Origin of the sequence: Sulfurisoma sediminicola, from assembly GCF_003865015.1 — a bacterium.
Taxonomy (GTDB): domain Bacteria; phylum Pseudomonadota; class Gammaproteobacteria; order Burkholderiales; family Rhodocyclaceae; genus Sulfurisoma; species Sulfurisoma sediminicola.
Map to the genome: position 1 here is coordinate 421,192 of NZ_BHVV01000008.1, position 16,184 is coordinate 437,375.

General features: G+C 64.3%; 17 protein-coding genes. 3 read left to right on the forward strand and 14 right to left on the reverse strand.

Annotated features, from left to right (window positions below; genetic code table 11):
* Positions 1-38: 38 nt before the first annotated feature.
* From EJE94_RS13455 to nosZ, 14 genes are all read right to left on the reverse strand, one after another.
* Entirely contained in the window at positions 39-1,595 is a 1,557-nt protein-coding gene (locus EJE94_RS13455) for a nitrite reductase (RefSeq protein WP_121242935.1), read from the reverse strand.
* Positions 1,583-2,737 (reverse strand): heme d1 biosynthesis radical SAM protein NirJ, encoded by a 1,155-nt coding sequence (gene nirJ, locus EJE94_RS13460; protein WP_121242937.1) that lies wholly within the window; start codon positions 2,735-2,737, stop codon positions 1,583-1,585. The genes EJE94_RS13455 and nirJ overlap by 13 nt, the downstream gene beginning before the upstream one ends.
* Positions 2,738-2,749: 12 nt before the next feature.
* On the reverse strand, positions 2,750-3,691 hold the full coding sequence (locus tag EJE94_RS13465) for a prenyltransferase (protein ID WP_121242939.1): 942 nt from the start codon (positions 3,689-3,691) through the stop codon (positions 2,750-2,752).
* Positions 3,692-3,707: 16 nt separating this feature from the next.
* Positions 3,708-4,208 carry a TlpA family protein disulfide reductase gene (locus EJE94_RS13470; RefSeq protein ID WP_207855975.1) on the reverse strand — a complete coding sequence of 167 codons (501 nt, stop codon included), beginning with the start codon at positions 4,206-4,208 and terminating at the stop codon, positions 3,708-3,710.
* Positions 4,205-5,032 (reverse strand): ABC transporter permease, encoded by an 828-nt coding sequence (locus EJE94_RS13475; RefSeq protein ID WP_121242941.1) that lies wholly within the window; start codon positions 5,030-5,032, stop codon positions 4,205-4,207. The genes EJE94_RS13470 and EJE94_RS13475 overlap by 4 nt, the downstream gene beginning before the upstream one ends.
* Before the next feature lie 3 nt (positions 5,033-5,035).
* Positions 5,036-5,509 carry a hypothetical protein gene (locus EJE94_RS13480; protein WP_121242943.1) on the reverse strand — a complete coding sequence of 158 codons (474 nt, stop codon included), beginning with the start codon at positions 5,507-5,509 and terminating at the stop codon, positions 5,036-5,038.
* On the reverse strand, positions 5,509-6,366 hold the full coding sequence (locus tag EJE94_RS13485) for an ABC transporter ATP-binding protein (protein ID WP_121242945.1): 858 nt from the start codon (positions 6,364-6,366) through the stop codon (positions 5,509-5,511). The genes EJE94_RS13480 and EJE94_RS13485 overlap by 1 nt, the downstream gene beginning before the upstream one ends.
* Positions 6,367-6,409: 43 nt before the next feature.
* Positions 6,410-7,393: a NapH/MauN family ferredoxin-type protein gene (locus tag EJE94_RS13490; protein WP_121242947.1), complete on the reverse strand. Its 984-nt coding sequence runs from the start codon at positions 7,391-7,393 to the stop codon at positions 6,410-6,412.
* A complete protein-coding gene (locus EJE94_RS13495) occupies positions 7,390-8,337 on the reverse strand; it encodes a 4Fe-4S dicluster domain-containing protein (protein ID WP_121242949.1) in 948 nt (315 codons plus the stop codon). The genes EJE94_RS13490 and EJE94_RS13495 overlap by 4 nt, the downstream gene beginning before the upstream one ends.
* Positions 8,334-9,728: a nitrous oxide reductase family maturation protein NosD gene (nosD, locus tag EJE94_RS13500; protein ID WP_121242951.1), complete on the reverse strand. Its 1,395-nt coding sequence runs from the start codon at positions 9,726-9,728 to the stop codon at positions 8,334-8,336. The genes EJE94_RS13495 and nosD overlap by 4 nt, the downstream gene beginning before the upstream one ends.
* The gene (locus EJE94_RS13505) at positions 9,725-10,708 is read right to left on the reverse strand and encodes a hypothetical protein (protein WP_121242953.1); all 984 of its coding nucleotides are present in this window, start codon (positions 10,706-10,708) and stop codon (positions 9,725-9,727) included. Before EJE94_RS13505 ends, nosD begins: the two co-directional genes overlap by 4 nt.
* 164 nt (positions 10,709-10,872) lie before the next feature.
* Positions 10,873-11,604, reverse strand: coding sequence for a c-type cytochrome (locus EJE94_RS13510; RefSeq protein ID WP_121242955.1), 732 nt, complete (start codon positions 11,602-11,604; stop codon positions 10,873-10,875).
* 96 nt (positions 11,605-11,700) lie between these two features.
* Positions 11,701-12,015, reverse strand: a complete 315-nt coding sequence (locus tag EJE94_RS13515) for a c-type cytochrome (RefSeq protein WP_121242957.1) — start codon at positions 12,013-12,015, stop codon at positions 11,701-11,703.
* 77 nt (positions 12,016-12,092) lie between these two features.
* Complete coding sequence (gene nosZ, locus EJE94_RS13520; RefSeq protein WP_121242959.1) at positions 12,093-14,387, reverse strand: Sec-dependent nitrous-oxide reductase; 2,295 nt, start codon at positions 14,385-14,387, stop codon at positions 12,093-12,095.
* A gap of 182 nt (positions 14,388-14,569) precedes the next feature.
* Between nosZ and EJE94_RS13525 the strand changes: the two genes are divergently transcribed.
* The 3 genes from EJE94_RS13525 to EJE94_RS13535 are packed head-to-tail and all read left to right on the forward strand — an operon-like array spanning position 14,570 to position 16,163.
* Positions 14,570-15,043, forward strand: coding sequence for a hypothetical protein (locus tag EJE94_RS13525; RefSeq protein WP_243642620.1), 474 nt, complete (start codon positions 14,570-14,572; stop codon positions 15,041-15,043).
* On the forward strand, positions 15,043-15,672 hold the full coding sequence (locus EJE94_RS13530; RefSeq protein ID WP_121242961.1) for an SCO family protein: 630 nt from the start codon (positions 15,043-15,045) through the stop codon (positions 15,670-15,672). Before EJE94_RS13525 ends, EJE94_RS13530 begins: the two co-directional genes overlap by 1 nt.
* Positions 15,669-16,163 carry a copper chaperone PCu(A)C gene (locus EJE94_RS13535; protein ID WP_165904845.1) on the forward strand — a complete coding sequence of 165 codons (495 nt, stop codon included), beginning with the start codon at positions 15,669-15,671 and terminating at the stop codon, positions 16,161-16,163. The genes EJE94_RS13530 and EJE94_RS13535 overlap by 4 nt, the downstream gene beginning before the upstream one ends.
* Positions 16,164-16,184 lie beyond the last annotated feature (21 nt).

Sequence of the window (16,184 nt, forward strand, 5' to 3'; positions counted from 1 at the left end):
GTCGGCGCTGGCCGTACGGCGAGGCCTGATCCCGCGCCTCAGTGGCTGGTGCCTTCTGACCGGGTGATCTTGTTGTAGAGGTTGTACTTCCCGACCGGCTTGTCCATCGGGATGCGCTTCACTTCCTTGAAGGTCGCGGCATCGAACACCACCAGCGCGCCGCCGTCGGCCTTGCGTTCCCACAGGCTGGCCAGCGCGTACTTGCCGTCGCGGGTGAATTCGACGTGCGCCAGCGTCTTGCCCGGCGCGACCTTCACCTCGGCCACACGTTCGAGCGTGCGCTTGTCGATGATCTGCAGCGTGTCCTTGGCCTTGGACATCATCGAATCGGTCCAGGCATAGGGCGTCGCCTCGTGGCTGCGCATGAAGAAGCCGGGGCCGCGCGTCGGGATCTGCTTCACCGTCTGCCAACTCTTGAGGTCGATGACGCTGACCATCCCCTCCTTGAGATTGGGCGAGGCCATGACGCGGCGGCCGTTCCAGTCCCAGGTGATGCCGGAGCCGAGATGCGGCATGCCGGGCAGGTCGAGGTCGGCAACCTTCTTGCGTGCGTCAAGATTGACCACCTGGCCGCCGCCGCCCTCGCGTGCGGCGCCCATCAGCTCGGAGTAGTCCTGCGTGAAGAAGAAGTCGTCGAGCGGCGTCGACAGGAAGGTGCGGCGCGGATTGAGGAAACCCGGAATGAAGGCGCCTTCCTTGTACTTGAAGTCGTGGATCATGCCGACGGGCACATCCTCGGCCTTCGGATCGTAGCTGATCTCCCACACCTCGGGCACATCCTTGAGCGCGGCGACGAAGCTCTGGCGCGGGGCAGCATCATAGACCGCCGACACGCGCGAGCTTTCCTTGCCGTCCTTGTCGCGCACCGGGTGCACCTTGAGCAGGTTGAGGTCGGCATCGAGCAGCACCAGGGTGTGCGGCAGGTAGTTGGCGACAGCGACATACTTGCCGTCGCCCGACACCGCGACGTTGCGGGTATTGATGCCGGCGCGGATCTCGGCGACGACCTTGAGGTTCCACAGGTCGAACTTGCTGACCCAGCCATCGCGCGAGGCGAAAAAGACGTAGCGGCCGTCCGGGGTGAACTTCGGCCCGCCGTGCAGCGCGTAGCGGCTGGGGAAGCGGTGGATGGGTTCGAGCTTGTCGCCGTCGAGCACGGTGACGTGATGGTCGCCGGTCTCGACCACGATAAACAGGTTCATCATGTCGACGCCGTCGAAGACGGCGGCCGGCTTGTCGGGCAGGCTGCCCGGCTTGAAATTGACGATGCGCGACTCGCGGATCTGCGCCTCCGTCCACGCCGGCTTCGGGCTCACCGGCGTGTAGATCCAGTTCACCACCGCCTCGATTTCCTCGGTCGAGAGGCGATCCCTGAATCCTTCCATCTGCGTCGCCGCCCTGCCCTCGCGCACGGTCTTGATCGCCTCCGGCTTGCGCAGCCGTTCCAGGCTCTCGGGCAGCAGCGCCGGGCCGGTGATGCCGAGGCGGTCGGGTCCGTGACAGGCCACGCAATGCTGCCGGAAAATATTCTGCGGCTCGGCGGCGACTGCCCAGCCGGTCGCGCAGGCGAGGACGAACGCGATCAGGCCGCGCATGGCACGACTCCGATTTCTTCGTCGCTGAGGTAGCACCCCGGATCTTCCGCCCACGGGTCGCCGGTGAGCTGCTGGGCGCGCACGCGGGTGTTGCCGCCGCAGATGTCGAAGTGGCGACACCGGCCGCAGCGCCCGCCGACATGGCGCGGCTGCGCCTTGAGCCCGGCCAGCAGCGGGTCGGAGATGTCAGTCCAGATCTGCGAGAACGGCCGCTCGCGCACGTTGCCGAGCGTGTAGTGCCACCACATGGTGTCGGGATGCACGTTGCCGAGGTTGTCGATGTTGGCGACATTGACGCCGCTGGAGTTGCCGCCCCATTGCGCCAGCTTCTGCCGGATGTGCGCCGCGAGGTCCGGGAAATTGCGTCGCACCCAGTAGAGCAGGTAGACGCCATCGGCATCGTTGTTGCCGGTGGTGAATTCCTTCTTCAGCCCCTGCTGCTGGTGCCGCCAGCAGGTGTCGAACAGCAGGTCCATGGCCTGCCGCGTCATCTGGTGGTGGGCGTCGTCCTTGCGGTTCTTGTTGCCGCGCCCGGCATAGTTGAGATGCGAGAAGTAGAAACGATCGATGCCCTCGTCCTCGACCAGCTGCAGCAGCGCCGGCAGGTCGTCGAAGTTGTCCTGCGTCAGCGTGAAGCGCACGCCGACCTTGAGGCCGGCGTCGCGGCAGAGGCGGATCGCGTGCAGCGACTTGTCGAAGGCACCCTGCATGCGGCGGAACTTGTCGTGGGTCGCGCCCATGCCATCGAGGCTGATGCCGACGTAGTCGAAGTCGGCGGCTTCGACACGGCGGCACATGGCCTCGTCGATCAGCGTGCCGTTGCTGGAGAGCGCGGTATAGAAGCCGAGCGCCTTCGAACGGCCCGCGATGTCGAAGATGTCGGGACGCAGCAGCGGCTCGCCGCCGGAGAGGATCAGCGCCGGCACATGGAATAACTTGAGGTCGTCCATCACGCCGAATACTTCGGCGGTCGTCAGCTCGCCGGCGAAGTCCTTGTCGGCAGAGATCGAGTAGCAGTGCTTGCAGGTGAGGTTGCAGCGCCGCACCAGGTTCCAGATCACCACCGGCCCCGGCGGTTTGCGCGCGGGACCGAGCGGTGTCGGCGCGGCGATCTCCTGCATGAACTGGGAAATGCGGAACATCGTCCGCCCGCCTCAGCGCGACAGCACCAGCGCGCCTGCCAGTAGCAGGCCATGCAGCGAGGCGGCGAGAATGGTCAGCTTGAGCGCCGGCACCAGTTGGGTCGGCTCGGCCGCGTGACGCCAGAGAATGCGCAGCGCGCCGACGCTGGCGCCGGCCGCCAGCAGGGAAGCTAGCGCCAGCCATGGCAGCATGCCCGTGGCGACCATGGCGACGACCCAGCCGTAGGTCAGCAAGGTGATCAGGGTGTAGCCCCAGCGCGCGCGCTGGACTCCGAGGCGCACGACCATCGTGCGCTTGCCGGCCGAGGCATCGGCCTTCACATCGGGAAACTGGTTGATGTAGAGCACGTTCGCCACCAGCAGGGCGAAGCCGAGGCCTGCAGCGACAGGCGTGAAGGAAAAACCGTGGCGCTGGACGAAGTCGCTGCCGACGACGACCAGCAGCCAGCCCGCGGTGATGCCGAACTCGCCCAGCCCGCGGCTTTGCAGCTTGAGCGGCGGCGCCGAGTAGGACCAGCCGACGATGAGCCCGGCCAGTCCGATCCAGATCAGCCCGCCGTCGCTGACCGCGGTGAGGTAGAGGCCAGCCGGCACCACCGCGGCGAGCAGGGCATAGCCGAAAACGCCGGTGGCGCGGACCGTAAGCACGCCGTTCTGGATGAAGCGGCTGCCGCCGGTGAAAGGGAAGACGCGCTCGGTGTTGGCGCTGTCGCAACCGGAGAGCGCATCGTAATAGTCGTTGATGACGTTGGCGCCGGCATGGGCCACCAGGGCGAAGAACAGCGTCAGCGTCGCCAGCGCCGGATCGAGGCGGATGCCGCTGACGGTGGCGGTGGCCAGTCCGAGAAGGCAGCCGACGAAGGTGACCGAGAGAAAGGCCGGCCGCGTCGCCGCGAAATAGCGCAGCGCCGGATTGGGCAGTGCGGCGAGGGTCGGTTCGAGCGGCTGCGGCATGGGTTGTCTCCCGGGGTTACTTGAGCGCCGCCTCGGCGGCGGCTTCGATATCGGCCTTCCTCATGACGCCGAGCTTCATCGCGACGACGTTGCCCTTGCGGTCGATCGCCACGGTGAAGGGCAGGCCGGCGCGGGTGTTGCCGAGCGCCTGCATCAGCGGCAGGCCTTTGTCCTTGGCCAGCACGATCGCATAGTCCATTTCGTAGGCCTTGGCGAATTCGCGCACCGCCTCGGCCTTGTCCTCGATGCCGATGCCGATGACCTCGAGGCCGCGCGCCTTGTACCTGACACGGGCCTTGATCAGTTCGGGGATCTCCTCGCGGCATGGCGCGCACCAGCGCGCCCAGAAGTTCACGATCAGCGGCTTGCCCTTGTAGGCGGCCATCACGGCGGGCTTGTCGTCGAGATCGGCCAGGGTCGCGACGAACAGCGGCTCGGCATTCACCGCGCTCTCGGCATGCACGCCGCTCGCGGCAAGCAGCGCGAGCAGGGGCAACAGGGCGAGCAGCGGCCTCAAGGCAGATCCCCGCGACGGAACAGGAAGTAACCCAGCGTCGCGGCGCCGACGCCGATCGCGGCCGGATAGGCGAGGGCGAATATCTTGTAGCCGAGTGCGCCGAAGAGATCGAGGATGACGAAGGCCGAGGGGCCGAGCACGATCAGCTGCGGATCGAACAGTGCCAGCGCCGCCGTGCGGAAGACCTGCAGCGGGTTGGCCAGGGCGATGGTGACGGCCACCTCGGGCGCCACCTTGCCCTGGATCATGACGCCGAGGAGGATCAGGTCGAGGAACAGGAGCAGCGTGAGCCAGACGAGGAAGGCCGCGCCCTGGGCGACGTCGGTGCTGCGGGCCACGGCCGAGATCAGCATGCCGATGCCGAGGAAGCAGGCGGCCATCACGGCGAGCAGGGCCGTGTAGTAGCCGAACATGCCCCACGGCACCTCGATGCCGGCGACCACCGCGTAGAGCACGGCGCCGAGCATGGCGGCGAACACCGGAACGAAGATGACGATGTAGCGACCGAGGATCTTGCCCCAGAACCAGGCCGCGAGCGACACCGGCAGCGACAGCAGGTACTCGAACACGCCGGCCTCGCGGTCGCCGGCGACCGAGCGCACGGTGGTGATCAGGACGAAGATCGGCAGGATCGCCATGGTGAGCTGGATGTAGGTGACGAGCAGGCGCGACAGGCCGATGAAGCCGAGCACGCGCGATTCGGTCAGCCCGAACAGGAACAGCAGCGCGACGATGCCGCCGAATACCAGGGTGTAGATCTGGAACCAGCGCGCCCGCAGGCTTTCCACGATGTCGAGCTTGGCGGTGAGCCACAGTTGCTTCATTGCTTACTTTCCCTTGGCCAGGACATGCCGGCTCATGTCGGTGAAATCGGTCGATCCGGCCTGCGGCAGCGCCACGGCGCCGAAGTTGTAGCCCATCGGCGAGACCTTGCCGAAGTATTGAACCTTGCGCGCATCGTGCCAGCGCAACTCGTTGCCGCGGTTGTTCACGTCGGCGACCCAGAGCCGCGTCGCCGGCTCGGCCATCCACGGATAGTTGGCAGCCTTGTCGCGCAGCCAGAACACGGCGCAACCGATGTCGTCGAACTTGAACACGGTGTTCTTCGGGCCGCCCCGCATCTCGGCGGCGAAGCGGCGGTCGGAGATCACCATGCTGCAGCGGACACAGGTGTCGCGATCCCACTTGATTTCCTGCATGCCCTCGGGCCAGTCGCCGCGGCCGGAACAGGCGGAGAGCGCCGCCACCAGCGGTGCCAGTGCCACGCCGCCGCCGGCGGCGATGAAGCGGCGGCGATCCATCAGCCTTCGACCTCGGTCAGCGATATATGGTCGATGACGGCGACGTAGCGCGAGGCCATGCCCATGAAGCGCAGACGGTCGGGACCGGCCACCTTGCCGGTCCAGTCGAGGCCGTCGCCGAGATCGGTGAAGTTCCAGCTGGCCATGGCCTTGGCGAAGGCCGGTTCGGGACGCTTGACCGATATGCGGCAGTCGAGCTTGCCCGTGAGCGAGACATCGTCGGCGACACGATCGTCGAGCACCACCTTGCCCATGTCGAGTTCGACCACGCGGTTGACCAGCGTCGACACCTCGTTGAGGCGGTGACTGGAAATGAGCATCGTCGCCGATTCTGCGCGCTCGGCCAGCAGTTCGAAGAAGATCTTGCGCGCCTCGGGATCGAGGTTGGCGGCGGGCTCGTCGAGCACCAGCACGCGGGCCGAGCGACCGAGCGCGATGGCGATCAGGAGCTTCTGCTTCATGCCGCCGGAGAGCCGCACGAACTGGCGCGACATCACGCTATCGACGTCGAGGCCGAGACGTTTGGCCAGGTCGAGGATGCGCTGCGGATCGCTGCGGCAGAGCGAGGCGGAAAAGTGGATCAGCTGGCCGACCGGCATCCTGAGCGGCGGCGGCAGTTGCGGCACGAAGCCGATCTTGCCGAGAACCGTGGTGCGTTCGCTCCGCGGCGACTGGCCCTCGATGGTGACGCTGCCGTCGTGGGTGTATTCGCCGAGCAGGCAGCGGATCAGCGTGGTCTTGCCGGCGCCGTTGGAGCCGATCAGCGCGACGCGCTCCCCCAGCCCGATCTCGAGGTCGATGCCGTCGAGCACGCGGGCGCGGCGGAAGGTCTTGGCGACGTTGTGGAATCGAATCATGGTGGAGCGGATTTTACGGGCATCCGCCCCACCGCGGTTTGATTCAGAGCAGTTTGGAAAGACCCTTCACTTCGAAGGTCAATGAGCCCGTCGGGCAGGTGTCGACGCAGAGGCCGCAGCGCGTGCAGTCGGGGCCGATCGGTACCTCGACGTCGACGGCGCGGCCCTTGATCACCGTGTCCAGCACATGCGGCACCAGGCAGACCTTGCGGCAGTCGCCTTCGTGGAAGCAGCCGTCGAGCTTGTACTTGATGCGCACCGGCGAGAGGATGCCGACGACGCCGTAGGTCAGGCCGATGGGGCAGGCATAGCGGCACCAGGCGCGCTTGGAGAAGAACACCTCGAACACCAGCAGCGCCAGAACCCACAGCAGCGCCACGCCCGGTCCGTAGATCAGGGCGCGAGAGAGGATGCCGGTGGGCGAGATCGCCTCGAACACCGTGTAGCCGGTGGCAATGGCGAGCACGGCGAAGACCAGCCAGAACACGCTGCGCAGGCGGCGGTCGATGGTCTGGTCGGTGACCAGCTTCTTCTTGACGAGGTAGAGGTGCAGCTTCTCCGCCCACTCCGCCAGCAGGTGGTAGGGGCAGACCCAGGAGCAGAAGGTGCGCCCGCCGAGCAGCACCCACAGCACCAGCACCGTTCCCGTCCCGATCAGCAGGTTGTTGATAATGTGCTTGTGCGCCAGCATCACCTGCAGCGCCGAGTTGAGGTCGATCAGGTGAAAGCCGACGAAGCGCGAGGCGGTCAGCGCGCCCTCGAGCATCTGGACGTCGAAATAGTACGAGATCACGAATAGCAGGTTGGCAATGATCAGCGTCGCCCAGCGCCGGTTGCGCCACTTGGTTGAGTGTTCCTGATGAGCGCGCATGTGCTCCTTCGCCGCGTTCAGATCGGCCTTGTTGGTCACGCGCTTGAGCTTATGCACCTGCTGAGCCCGCTCTGTAATCTGCTCGGGCTTCTTCGGCTCGCGACCGAACATGACCATGATCTGATCGCGGAAGCGGCGCTTCAGTACCTGATTCATGTTTTCCACACCTCGCGCGGAACGATTTCGATGGCGGCCGACTCGACCGGGCAGATCATTTCGCAGACTCCGCAACCGACGCAGGGTTCATGCACCACCGGCGATTTGCGCTTGCTGCCGTCGGGCGCGAACACCGTCTCGATGGAGATGGCGCCCTTGACCGGGCACTCGCGCGCGCAGAGGTCGCACTCGGCGACGTCGTAGGGATGCTCGGTGATCTTGATCGGCTTCCAGCGGTTGACCGACATGTAGCGCATGCGGCCCTTGAAGTTTGAGCCGCGCGCCTGCCCCTTGAAGCCCTTGCCCTGGATGGCGAGGCAGGCCTCGGGCCGCGTCAGGCGCGCGACGCCGATGCGTTCGTTGAGGTTGAGCGTCGGTTCGGCGTCTTTTTCCTTGGCCAGCAGGATGGGCTTGGCCGCCAGCGCCGCACCGGCGCGCACCGAGAGGAATTCCGGCTTGTGGTAGGTCAGCGAGCCGGTCGGACAGGCGAGGATGCACTGCACGGCGTCGCAGGAGAAGTCGCAGGCCTGAGATCGTGCGTCGATGTAAGGCGTCCCGACACCGAAGCCGTCGACGAGGTCGGCGAGCTTGATCGCCGACACCGGGCAAACCTGCACGCACTGGCCGCACTTGATGCAGCTGGAGAGAAAGTCCTTTTCATCGAGCGCGCCGGGCGGTCGCAGGCGCTGCTTCTGCGCGTAGACCAGCGGCAGGAAGCCCGACAGGGCCGCGCCCATGACGCCGCCGGTAAGCAGGATGGTGCGCAGCACGCGACGGCGCGCCTGCTGCCGGCGCTCTTTCGACAGCGGCGGCGTGCCGCCACCGCCAGCGCTGTGCTTGCCCTGCACTACCTTCGGGTCGCCTTCGGGAACCTTCTTGGCGGCGGCCGGGGACGGAGAATCCGGCGCAGCGGAGTCGTCGGGAAGCTGTTCTTCGTCGCTCATGCGTGTCTTGCCTCCGGCTTGTTGAAGCGCGGCGTCTTGTCCCGCAGTTGCAGCTCGGGTGTCGAGAACGGCGCCAGACGCTCGAGGAAGTCGAGCAATTCGAGCACCGGCGAGTTCTTGAAGAAGCGCGCCGCTGGAATTTCCATCCAGAGCTGATCGGCATAGGCGAAATTCTCGTGCGGCGTGTCGCCGATACCGTCGCCGTCGCGGTCGAAGCCTTGGTAGGTGTCGAAGTAATTGCCGATCCAGGTGTTCTTGTCGCCGCTGCCGCGGCCGCCCTGGAAGACGTCGGTGATGTTGCCCTCGAAGACGTTGTCCTTGAGGATGTTGCCGCCGAGTTCGGAGGTGAGCTGCACGGCGATGCCGTTGTAGGCGAAGCGGTTGCCGTTGAAGCGGATGGTGGTGTCGGGCTGGAACGGCGACAGGTCGGAGCCGACGCCGACGGCGCAATAGATGATCTCGTTGCCCGAGATCTCGATGTTGCTCGACTCCTTGAAGCCGAAGGCCATGCCGGCCGCGCCGGTGGCGTGCGAAATCACGTTGTTGCGGGCGGCGCCGCCTTCCATGTACATGAAGTAAATGCCGACGGCATTGTCGTAGAAGCGGTTGTTCTCGACGATGTTGTTGTTGGCGAACATGAAATGGATGGAGTAGCGGCTGCGCTTGCCGACGTTGCCGCGGAAGATGTTGTCGTTGGAGTACCACGCCACCATGTCGCGGGTATCGATCACCTCGTTGTTCTCGATCAGGTTGCGGTGGCTGTACCACAGGCGCAGGCCGTCGCCGCGGACGCCGAGGTCGAAAGGCTTGGAGCGGATGCGGTTGCCGCGCACGACGCTGTCGTTGGACTGTTTGAGGTCGATGCCGAACAGGCAGTTGTCGACGACGAGATTCTCGATGGTGGCGCGGTGGCCGCGCACGTCGAGGCAGCTGTCGTCGGAGTCGTGCGAGTCGCCGGAACCGGTGAGATGCAAGCCGCGCAAGGTCGAATCGTTCGCCTTGAGCTCGAACACCGTGCCCTTGTCGCCGGAATCGATGGTGACCTTGCCGCCGCCATCGATGGTCAGCGGCTTGTCGACCACCACGGGGCCGGCATAAGTGCCCGGCGGCGGCTTCAGCACCGAACCGGCCGGCGCCGCATCGACCAGTTGCTGGAAGGGCTTGAGGCCGTGCACGCGCTTGTCGCGCTCGTTCAGCATGAATTGCGGCTTCGGCCGGTCGACTTCAACGCGTGGCGCGTTGCTCATGTCGGCCGTCGCGCCGAGCTTCTGCGCCTTTACCGGGCTTTCGTCACCGCCGCGCCAGCCGAGCTCGCCGCTGGTTTCGGCCGCGACCAGCAGCGTCGATACGCCCAGCGCCAGCAACGGCAGCAGGGCGCGGACGGGTTTCATTCGACCGTGCCTTCGCGGATCTGCTTGCGGCGCAGCAGGATGGCCAGCGCCAACGCGACGAAGGTCACCAGCAGCAGGCCATAACCCCAGTACGGGTAGGAGAAGGTCGAGAACTGCGCCACCTTGCCTTCGCCGAACACCGTGGGCATGAAGGGCTTGACGGTGAAAGCGCCCCAGGGGTGCATGTTGTGGCCGAAGAACCACAACCAGCCGGCGTATTCGATGACGAAGAACACCGGCAGCAGCGCCGGCACGGCTGCCAGCAGCAACTGGAACTGACGGATCTTCCAGACGCCGAGCACCACGATCACCATGGCGACGACGAGGAAGGCGATGGCGATGTGCGTGTAGAAGGTGACGTTGTCGCCCCAGTGCTTGATCTTGTCCGGCTCCTTGAAGAAGGTGCCGGCCTCGCGCACATAGTCCGCGACATGGCTGGCGAGATGGCCCAGCACGTACTGATCGACGATGGCCCAGGTCGCCACGGCGGCAAAACCCACCGAGAGGATCGTCAGGCGCAATTTCTGTTTGGTGCAGGCGAAGCCCGCCAGCATCACGGCGAAAAAGCCGAAGAAGAACTTGGCCAGCGGCTTCTCGACCGGGGCGCCGGTGGCGATCGGGAACATGCCGACGTAGTGGTTGATGGTGTTCATCTCGTGCACGCAATCGAGGCCCTCGGCACCCTTGTCCACGTTCTTCTTGGCATCGAGGATGGGGTTGTAGCGCTCGTCTTCGGCGCCGAGATCCTTCTGGATGATCTCTCCCGCCATGCGGGTGCCCTTGCCGGCCGCACTGCAGCCGTTATAGACGCCGTTGAAATGGAAATGGATGCGGATGCCGTCGGGGAAGGCATCCGGCGGGTAGTTGGGCGCGGTCAGCGACACCCACCAGATGGGAGCGAAGAAGGCGGCGATCATGGCGACCAGCGCGATCAGGGTCAGGCCGCCAATAGCGACATTGGGATTTTTGGGGGTGTTCATCGTGCTCTCTCTTGTCCTGGAGCTATCGCAACAGCATTGCGGTATCGACGCGGCGTGTCCCCCAAAGGGACTTCCTTCGGGGCGTCGCCAGCGCCGACTTTCTGGCAGAAACCGCCCGCGCGCCGCGAGGGCGGTGCGCGGGGTCCATTACAGCACGGTTCTGCTTACTTCTTCTTGCCGCCGGCCTTGGCTTTGCACATCGAACCCGGCATGGACAGGCTGGATTGGTAGGCGGAAATCGCCACCAGCTGGTCGTTGGTGTAGGGCTTGATAATCTTCACCATGTCCGGGTTGGCGTTGCGGCGCTTGCCGTCGCGAATCTCGGTCATCTGGCGCAGCAGGTACTTGTAATGCTGGCCGGCGATGACGGGATAGAACTTCTCCTTGTTGCCCTCACCGGTGGCACCGTGGCATTCCTTGCACTGCTTCTCGTACAGGTCCTTGCCCATGGCGATCTGCTTGGCGGCATCGGCGCCTTCGTATTGGCCATGATCGATCGGAATGCACAAACTGTTGATATAGGAGGCCACATTGGCCAGTTCCTGTGCGTCGGTCAGTTCCTTGGCGAAGGGATACATGGTCGGGTTGTCGCGCAGTCCGGCGCGGATGTCGGCCATCTGCTTGATCAGCACCGTGCTGTGCTGACCGGCAAGTTGCGGGAAGGTGCCATCGGTACGACCGGCGCCGGACGGCAGGTGGCAGGCGCCGCAAATCTCGTAGCCTTCCTTGCCGGCCTTGGGATCACCCTTCTTCTGCAGGGCTTCGATCTTTTCGCCCTCCTGGGCATTCCATTTGTAATCCTTGCCCTCGATGCCTTCCTTCTTCGGGGCAGGCGGGCCGGCGAAGGCAACGGTGGCGGAAAGCAGCGCAAGGACGAGCAGGGTGGGTGATTTCATGTAGTGATCCTCTTCAAAAGTCAATATATCTTATTATCCCCGAAGGAATATCAGCGCTCATTGATAGACGTCAATCAATGAGACAGCGCTGCTCGATCAGGGTTTCAGCTTGGAGAGGTAGTCGGCCAGCGCCTTGATTTCCTCGTCGCTGACGAGCCCCATGACCCCTTTCATCGCAGCGGTCTGGCCGTTGTTGCGCGCGCCGCTCTTGATGTCCTTCATCTGGGCCTCCGCATAGGCTGCACTCTGGCCGGCGAGTTTGGGATAGGGCATGCCCTTGAGGGGGGTCTTGGCATCCTTGCCGTGGCAGGACCAGCAGGTCTTTTCCTGAAAAAGCTTAGCGCCGTCAAGGGCGAAAGCCGAAGCGGAGAACATCATCGCTGTGGCAGCGAGAGTCAGGGTCAGTTTCATGGGTATTCCTTTCGTAGAAGAAAAACGGGGGGCAGATTACTCCGCCCCCCGTTCGTGACACATTGCGCTAGATCAACTTACTTGACCTTCTTGGCACCATTCTGCTCAAGGTAGGTCTTGGCGCGCAACCCGAGGTCGGCGGTCTTGACCTGGTATTGCCAGATCTGCTCGGCCCAGAGGTTGGCATTCTCCCAATCCTTCTTGGCGGCGAACGCCTCATGCTTCTCTTTCAGGCCCTTGGTCTTGCCCAACTGGTCAAAGGCGTCTTCGACCATGGCCACGACATCCGGGAAGTCCTTGTAGTTGACACTGGTGATGTAGGCCACGACGGAGTCGATGATCACCTGGGTGTCGGCCACTTTCTTCACGGTCGCCTTGTAGTCGGCTTCGGTGTAGGAACCCTTGGCCAGCGTCGTCGTCTTGCTCGGCTTCCAGCCCTTCGGCTTCACCAGGAGGTAGCCCTGCATCTCGAGGTGGAGAGCGGAGCAGAACTCGGTGCAGTAGTAGGGATAGACGCCTTCCTTGTCGGCCTTGAACTTCAGCTGGACGGTCTTGCCCGGCTCGACCGAGGCATGCACGTTGTAGGTCGAGACGGTGAAGCCGTGGGTCTCGTCCTGCGCGCGCTCAAGGTTGGTCAGGTTGATGGTGATCTCGTCGCCCACTTCGGCCTCGATGGTCTCAGGCGTGATGTGCGAGCGGATCAGGCTGCCGAAGACCTCGACCTTGTTGCCCTTCTTGACGGTCCTCTCCTCGCCGGCAACCACGCGGCCCGGATGCGGCTTGTCGGTGCGGCTGTTGGTGCCGACCTTGTAGCGCACGCCCGGCTTCAGCTTGTCGGCCGAGATGGCGACGACGTAGTGCGGCTCGCCCAGCGGCAGCGGCATGTCGTAGAGGAGCTGCATCTTGTCGTTGCTGATGTCGATCAGCTGGTGGTTCTGCGGATGCAGCGGACCCACCGGATTGAAACGATCGATCGACAGCTTGTTCAGCGCGACCAGATAACGGCCTTTCGGATCGACGGAATCGCCTTCCATGGTCATCAGGTGACCGATGTTGTAATGGACGGAGATCTTGTCGAGCACCTTGCCTTCGCAGTAGTTCCACTTCGCGACCTGGCTGTCGACATACAGGGAGGTATATGCGATGCAAGGCTTGGAGTCGTACTGCGTGTGCAGGGGGCCGAGGCCGAGTTGCACCTGGGTGTGCAACGTGTCCTTCATGCTCAGCACCGGGATGCCGTACGGATCCTTGGACTCGAACTTGCCGGCCTTGATGGCGGCCATGATCTTCTCGAAGGAATACACGGACACGTGGGTGTCGAGCTTGCCGGCGACGACCAGCATCTTGCCGTCCGGCGTGACATCGACGCCGTGCGGCGACTTGGGCTCGGGAATCAGGAAGAGGATGCCTTCCTTGATGGCCGTTTCCATCATCAGCACGTCGTGGCCGTTGATCTTCTTGGCCTTGCCGGCCTTGACCAGTTCGGCGGCCTTCTTCCAGTTGATCACGTGCAGGTAGTCGGTGTCCTTGGCGGAGCAGCCGGCTTCGTACGGCGGACGACCCTTCTCGATGCCGCCGACGTAACGCTCGGAGCAGAAGGAGTTGGTGAACGACCAGCCGTCGGACGGGCCCTTGCCGGCGTCGGAAAGGTCCTGCGAATAGGGCGGCAGTTCGAGCGAGAAGGACTCTTTCTCGACGATGCGGCCTTCCTTGCGGTCGAACTTCCAGTAGGTGACGCCGCCGCGATACTTCTCGTTGAACTCTTCGAGCGGGAAGAACTTCTTGTTCTCCAGCGGCGAAGCGTACTGCGCGGCCTCGATCACGTACTCGGTATTCGGGGTGACGAAGGCGCCGCCGTGCTCGGACTTGAAGATCGGGTTGACCACGATCTGCTTGGTCTCGAAGTCGCGCAGGTCGAGCACCGCCAGGCGCGGGTTGGCCTTGTCGTTGATGAACAGATACTGGCCGTCGTACTTGCCCTGGGTCTCGGAGATCGCCGGGTGGTGGGTGTCGCCCCAGGTGATATCCTTGCCGTCGATGCGGCCCTGTTTCAGCACGGCCTTCGACTCTTCGTCGAAGCCGTAGCCCTGCCAGGGCTCGGGCGTGAACACGCCGATGTACTTGAGGATGCGCATCGAGGGGATGCCGTAGACGATGATCTGGCCCGACTGACCGCCGGAGCTGAAGGCGATGAAGTCATCGCGCTTGCCGGTGGGGACGTAGGTCTTGGAAGCGGCCAGCAGATCCTGTTGGCTCAAATTGCGACGCTTCATCACGTCCTGCAGGGACTCTGCCGACCACGATGCGGCCGCCGCGAGCCCGAGACCCGCCGCCAGCAGCAGCGAGGTGGACCGCACTGCAAATTTCTTCATAATTTTCTCCCGTTTATAAACAATGACTTGCGTCACCCGATGCAGCCACTTCAAACTGCAATCGCCATGCGGCAAAATGCCACTGCGGCAATATGACGCGGACTTTATGACCTTTGGTGCGGGAACGGTTTGACTTGGGTCAAGTCCCTTGCTGCTTCCCTGCACAAGAATCGCGCCTTCCCATGACCCCGAATAAGAAGATCCTGATGGACCTTGCCGCGATTCTCGGCATCGTCCTGATCGCGGTGATCGGCTACAAGCTGTCGCCGTTGCTCATGCCCAAGGCCGACGTGAGTGCCGTCTCAGAAGCGGGCTGCGACCTGCACAAGCGTGCCTGCGCGGCGACGATGACCGGCGGCGGCCGCATCGAGCTGTCGATCGCGCCACGACCGATCCCGATGGTCATGCCGCTGCAGGTCGAGGTGAAAACCTCCGGACTGGAGGCTGCCAAGGTCGAGGTCGACTTCGCCGGCGTGGACATGAACATGGGTTACAACCGGCCCGAACTCGCCGCCGTCGGGCCAGGCCTGTTCCGGGCCGAGGCCATGCTGCCGGTCTGCGTCACCGGCAAGATGGCCTGGCAGGCGACGGTGATCGTCGAGGCGGGGCGGCAGCGCATCGCCGCGCCCTTCCGTTTCAACTCGGTGCCCGATTGATGTCCAACCGCATGCTGCTCGTCCTGATCGGCGTTCTCGCGGCAGCGATCGTCGGCCTCGCACTGCTCTGGAACCCGGCGCCGCCAACCGCCACGGCACCTCACGCCGCCCTGCCCGCCGCCACTCCGAGCGGGGGCGATTTCACCCTGCAGTCGGCCACCGGCCCTGTCTCGCTCAGGGACTTCCGTGGCAAAGTGGTGCTGGTTTACTTCGGCTATACCTACTGTCCCGACATCTGCCCGACTTCGCTGACGGCGACGGCGCAGGCTTTGGGCCGACTGGCGCCCGCCGAACTCGCGCAAGTGCAGACGATCTTCATCTCGGTCGACCCGGAACGCGACACGCCGAACCGCCTCAAGGAGTACGGCGCGTTCTTCCATCCCTCCATCATCGGCATCACCGGCGCGCCGGCCGAGATCGCCGAAGTCGCCCGGCGCTACGGCGCCAGCTACGCGAAGCAGCAACTCGCAGGCGCCTCGAACTACGTCGTCGACCACTCGGCACTGACCTACGTCGTCGCCCCCGACGGTCGGCTGGTCGGCGCCCTGCCCCACGCCGCGCCGCCGGAAAAGGTCGTCACCGAAATCCGCAAATGGCTTTCCACTTCAACTCAAGGAGCAACGCAATGAAACGATTCGCCCTTTCTCTCGCCGCCTCGCTCGCCGTGCTGTCGGCGCCGACTTTTGCCGCCGGCACCGCCGACTCGATCAGCGTCGTCGATCCCTACGTGCGCCTGGCGCCTCCCGGCGCCACGACCACCGGCGCCTTCATGGTGATAAAGAACGGCGGCACCAAGGACGTGAAGGTGGTCAAGGCCGACAACCCGGCCTCGAAGGCGACTGAACTGCACACCCATATCGACGAAGGCGGCGTCATGAAGATGCGCCCGGTCAAGGACATCGAGGTGAAGGCCAAGGGCGAGACTTCACTCAAGCCCGGCGGCCTGCACGTGATGATGATTGAGCCGAAGGCGATGAAGGAAGGCGACATCGTGCCCATCACCCTGACCTTCGACGACGGCAGCACGAAGAAGGTCGACGCCAAGGTGATGAAGCCGACTGCCGCCGCGATGCCCATGGGTGGCATGAGCGGCCACGACATGAGCCAGCACAAGCACTGATGTTCCCGGCGGCGCGCTTTT

Coding starts and splice junctions, on each gene's coding strand:
- EJE94_RS13455 (WP_121242935.1), bottom strand. CDS start 1,595: ATGCGCGGCCTGATCGCGTTCGTCCTCGCCTGCGCGACCGGCTGGGCA.
- nirJ (WP_121242937.1), bottom strand. CDS start 2,737: ATGTTCCGCATTTCCCAGTTCATGCAGGAGATCGCCGCGCCGACACCG.
- EJE94_RS13465 (WP_121242939.1), bottom strand. CDS start 3,691: ATGCCGCAGCCGCTCGAACCGACCCTCGCCGCACTGCCCAATCCGGCG.
- EJE94_RS13475 (WP_121242941.1), bottom strand. CDS start 5,032: ATGAAGCAACTGTGGCTCACCGCCAAGCTCGACATCGTGGAAAGCCTG.
- EJE94_RS13480 (WP_121242943.1), bottom strand. CDS start 5,509: ATGGATCGCCGCCGCTTCATCGCCGCCGGCGGCGGCGTGGCACTGGCA.
- EJE94_RS13485 (WP_121242945.1), bottom strand. CDS start 6,366: ATGATTCGATTCCACAACGTCGCCAAGACCTTCCGCCGCGCCCGCGTG.
- EJE94_RS13490 (WP_121242947.1), bottom strand. CDS start 7,393: ATGAATCAGGTACTGAAGCGCCGCTTCCGCGATCAGATCATGGTCATG.
- EJE94_RS13495 (WP_121242949.1), bottom strand. CDS start 8,337: ATGAGCGACGAAGAACAGCTTCCCGACGACTCCGCTGCGCCGGATTCT.
- nosD (WP_121242951.1), bottom strand. CDS start 9,728: ATGAAACCCGTCCGCGCCCTGCTGCCGTTGCTGGCGCTGGGCGTATCG.
- EJE94_RS13505 (WP_121242953.1), bottom strand. CDS start 10,708: ATGAACACCCCCAAAAATCCCAATGTCGCTATTGGCGGCCTGACCCTG.
- EJE94_RS13510 (WP_121242955.1), bottom strand. CDS start 11,604: ATGAAATCACCCACCCTGCTCGTCCTTGCGCTGCTTTCCGCCACCGTT.
- EJE94_RS13515 (WP_121242957.1), bottom strand. CDS start 12,015: ATGAAACTGACCCTGACTCTCGCTGCCACAGCGATGATGTTCTCCGCT.
- nosZ (WP_121242959.1), bottom strand. CDS start 14,387: ATGAAGAAATTTGCAGTGCGGTCCACCTCGCTGCTGCTGGCGGCGGGT.
- EJE94_RS13525 (WP_243642620.1), top strand. CDS start 14,570: ATGACCCCGAATAAGAAGATCCTGATGGACCTTGCCGCGATTCTCGGC.
- EJE94_RS13530 (WP_121242961.1), top strand. CDS start 15,043: ATGTCCAACCGCATGCTGCTCGTCCTGATCGGCGTTCTCGCGGCAGCG.
- EJE94_RS13535 (WP_165904845.1), top strand. CDS start 15,669: ATGAAACGATTCGCCCTTTCTCTCGCCGCCTCGCTCGCCGTGCTGTCG.